The sequence below is a fragment of the Streptomyces sp. SID14478 genome (assembly GCF_010548525.1).
Taxonomy (GTDB): Bacteria; Actinomycetota; Actinomycetes; order Streptomycetales; family Streptomycetaceae; genus Streptomyces.
This window is the reverse complement of sequence record NZ_JAAGMG010001080.1, coordinates 1-3,301: the sequence shown is the minus strand read 5'-3', so window position 1 is coordinate 3,301 and position 3,301 is coordinate 1. Positions and strand designations below refer to the sequence as shown.

General features: G+C 70.3%; 4 protein-coding genes. 3 read left to right on the top strand and 1 reads right to left on the bottom strand.

The features are described from left to right. From G3I40_RS35280 to G3I40_RS35270, 3 genes are all read left to right on the top strand, one after another. The coding region (locus tag G3I40_RS35280) for an SIS domain-containing protein (RefSeq protein ID WP_275410279.1) at positions 1 to 237 on the top strand (237 nt) is incomplete at its 5' end. A 209-nt stretch (positions 238 to 446) separates the two neighbouring features. After that, complete coding sequence (gene manA, locus G3I40_RS35275; RefSeq protein WP_164558921.1) at positions 447 to 1,598, top strand: mannose-6-phosphate isomerase, class I; 1,152 nt, start codon at positions 447 to 449, stop codon at positions 1,596 to 1,598. Positions 1,599 to 1,683: 85 nt separating this feature from the next. After that, positions 1,684 to 2,661, top strand: a complete 978-nt coding sequence (locus G3I40_RS35270; protein ID WP_164558920.1) for a cation diffusion facilitator family transporter — start codon at positions 1,684 to 1,686, stop codon at positions 2,659 to 2,661. A gap of 103 nt (positions 2,662 to 2,764) precedes the next feature. Here G3I40_RS35270 and G3I40_RS35265 read toward each other — a convergent pair. After that, a partial coding sequence (locus G3I40_RS35265; protein WP_164558919.1) for a fructose PTS transporter subunit IIA occupies positions 2,765 to 3,301 on the bottom strand: 537 nt, incomplete at its 5' end.

The following is a 3,301-nucleotide window of genomic DNA, read 5'->3' as shown; positions in this document are numbered from 1 at the left end:
TTCTTCCGCGACCGCGTCGACGACGCCCAGGCCCTGCGCTGCCGCGTCGTCCTGCTGCGCGACCGGCCCGCGGGCGGCCTGTCCGCCGCGCCCGCCGCCCGCGAACTCGCGCTGTCGCACGACACCGCGCTCAGCGAACTGGAACCGGAGGAGGGCACCGAGCTCGAATCCCTCGCCGAGCTGATCGCCGTCACGGATTTCGCCGCCGTTTACCTGGGCCTCGCCGCCACGGCGTGAGGTGACACCACAGCCGCACCGCATCGCCGTCCCACCTTGAAGCAAGCAATGACCCGTCGTCGTATCTCCGCAAGCCCGCAGTAGTTCGTCGCCGTACCACCGCAAGGCAGCAGCAGCCCGTCGCCGGACCACCCGAAGCCGGCAGCAGCCCGTCCCCGAACCACCGAAGCCCGCAGCAACCCGTCGCCGTATCACTGGAAGACAGACGCATGGACCGCCTCAGCAACACCATCCGCCCCTACGCCTGGGGCTCCACCACCGCCATCGCGCAGCTCATCGGCGCCGAGCCGACCGGCGAACCCCAGGCCGAGATGTGGATGGGCGCCCACCCGGGCGCCCCCTCGCGCACCGAGCGCGGCCCGCTCAACGAGGTCATCGACGCGGACCCGGCAGGTCAGCTCGGGTCGGCGGCCGTCGCCAAGTTCGGCCCGCGCCTGCCCTTCCTGCTCAAGCTGCTCGCCGCGGGCGCCCCCCTCTCCCTCCAGGTGCACCCGAACCTCCAGCAGGCGAAGGAGGGTTACGAGGCCGAAGAGGCGAAGGGCGTCCCGCTCAGCGCGCCCGACCGCAACTACAAGGACGCCAACCACAAGCCCGAACTCATCTGCGCGCTCACCCCGTTCGACGGCCTGTGCGGCTTCCGCGCCCCCGAGGACGCGGCCAAGCTCCTCGAAGGCCTCGGCGTCGACAGCCTCAAGCCGTACGCGGACCTGCTGCGCGCGCACCCCGAAGAGGCCGCGCTGCGCGAGGTGCTGACCGCCGTGCTGAGCGCGGACCGCGACGAAATGGCGCAGACGGTCGCCGATGCCACGGCCGCCGCCCAGCGCATCGGCGGCGACTACGAGCCGTACGCGGGCATCGCCCACCACTACCCGGGCGACCCGGGCGTCATCGCGGCGATGCTGCTGAACTACGTACAACTGCAGCCCGGCGAAGCGCTGTTCCTCGGCGCCGGCGTCCCGCACGCGTACCTGAACGGTCTCGGCGTCGAGATCATGGCCAACTCCGACAACGTCCTGCGGTGCGGCCTGACCCCCAAGCACGTCGACGTCCCCGAACTGCTCCGCATCGTCCGCTTCGAGGCCACCGACCCGGGCGTGCTGCGCCCCGAGGCGTCCCCGGACGGCGAGGAGGTCTACGACACCCCCATCGACGAGTTCCGGCTCTCGCGCTTCGTCCTGCCGGAAGGCGCCCCCGCACACGACCTGACGGCCGCCACCCCGCAGATCCTGCTCTGCACGGCCGGCGCGGTCGGCGCGGGCGAACTCGGCCTCGCACCCGGCCAGTCCGCCTTCGTTCCCGCGGGCGAAAAGGCGGAAGTGTCCGGGGTCGGCACGATTTTCCGGGCAACTGTCGTGGCCTGAGAAGCACGTGTGGCGTCCCGTGCTGCAACAATGACCCACCGCGCACGGGACGCACGTACGAACTCGAAGGGACACTAGGAACAACATGAGTGCTTCAGGCGGAGCAAAGGCGATCGTTGCGGCACTCGCCGCCAACCTCGCGATCGCGGTGGCGAAGTTCGTGGCGTTCCTCTTCAGTGGCTCCTCGTCGATGCTCGCCGAGTCCGTCCACTCGCTCGCCGACTCCGGGAACCAGTTCCTTCTCCTCATCGGCGGCAAGAAGGCGCAGCGCGAGGCGACTCCGCAGCACCCCTTCGGGTACGGCCGCGAGCGCTACATCTACGCCTTCCTGGTCTCCATCGTGCTCTTCTCCGTAGGCGGCATGTTCGCCGTCTACGAGGGCTACGAGAAGATCCGGCACCCGCACGACCTGGAGCACTGGTACTGGCCGGTCGGCGTCCTGGTCTTCGCGATCATCGCCGAGGGCTACTCGTTCCGTACGGCCATCAAGGAGTCGAACCAGCTGCGCGGACGGCTCTCCTGGGGCCAGTTCATCAAGCGCGCCAAGGCCCCCGAGCTGCCCGTCGTCCTCCTTGAGGACTTCGGCGCGCTGATCGGTCTGGTCCTGGCCCTGCTCGGCGTCGGCCTCACCCTCGCCACCGGCGAAGGCGTCTGGGACGGCATCGGCACGCTCTGCATCGGCCTCCTGCTCATCGCCATCGCCATCGTCCTCGCGCTGGAGACCAAGTCCCTGCTCCTCGGCGAGTCCGCGGGCATGGAGGAGGTCGAGAAGATCGAGAAGGCGGTCGTTGACGGCGACACCGTCACCGGCCTGATCCACATGCGCACGCTCCACCTCGGCCCCGAGGAACTCCTCGTCGCCGCGAAGATCGCCGTCCAGCACGACGACACCGCCGCCGAGGTCGCCCGCGCCATCAACGAGGCCGAGGCCCGCATCCGCGCCGCCGTGCCGATCGCCCGCGTCATCTACCTCGAACCCGACATCTACAGCGAGGCCGAGGCCGCGAAGGGCCCGGACCGCGAGGCGACCCCCGGTGGTCCCGCGCAGACACCGGAGCACTGATTTTTGCTTCTACGTAGTGGGGCCCCACCGAGAATCCTCGGTGGGGCCCCACTACGTAGAAGGTGCTGCCCTGCTCAAAGGGTTGCTGCCGGCTGCTTGCCGGCTACTGCACCTCGGCAAGCACCCTGAGGATCGCCGCGTCATCCGGGGCAGCCTGCAACCGGGCCCGGAAGTCCGTGTCCATCAGCTTGCGCGACAGCAGCGCCAGGATCCGCAGGTGCTCGTCACCGGCGGCGGCCTCCGGCACGGAGATCATGAAGATGAGCTTCGCCTTCGTGCCGTCCAGGGAACCCCACTCGATGCCCTCGGCGGACCGCGCGAACCCGACGACCGGCGACGTCACCGCATCCGTCTTGGCGTGCGGGATGGCGATCTCCTCGCCGAGCCCGGTCGTGCCCTGCTCCTCGCGCCGCAGCGCGGTCTGCACGAGTTCCTCCACGTCGCTGACCTTGCCGGTGCCGGCGAGCATCGCGGCCATCTCGCGAATGGCCGCTTCCTTGTCGCCGGCGTCCAGCTCGACCTTGACGGTCTGCTCGGTGAGGTAGCCGGAGAGCACCTCGGGCTCCGTCGCCTCGGCCGGGGCCGGGGCCGGAGCGGGAGCCGGGGCGGTGGCCTGGGCGCCTGCCACGGCGGCCTGGGC

Coding starts and splice junctions, on each gene's coding strand:
- manA (WP_164558921.1), top strand. CDS start 447: ATGGACCGCCTCAGCAACACCATCCGCCCCTACGCCTGGGGCTCCACC.
- G3I40_RS35270 (WP_164558920.1), top strand. CDS start 1,684: ATGAGTGCTTCAGGCGGAGCAAAGGCGATCGTTGCGGCACTCGCCGCC.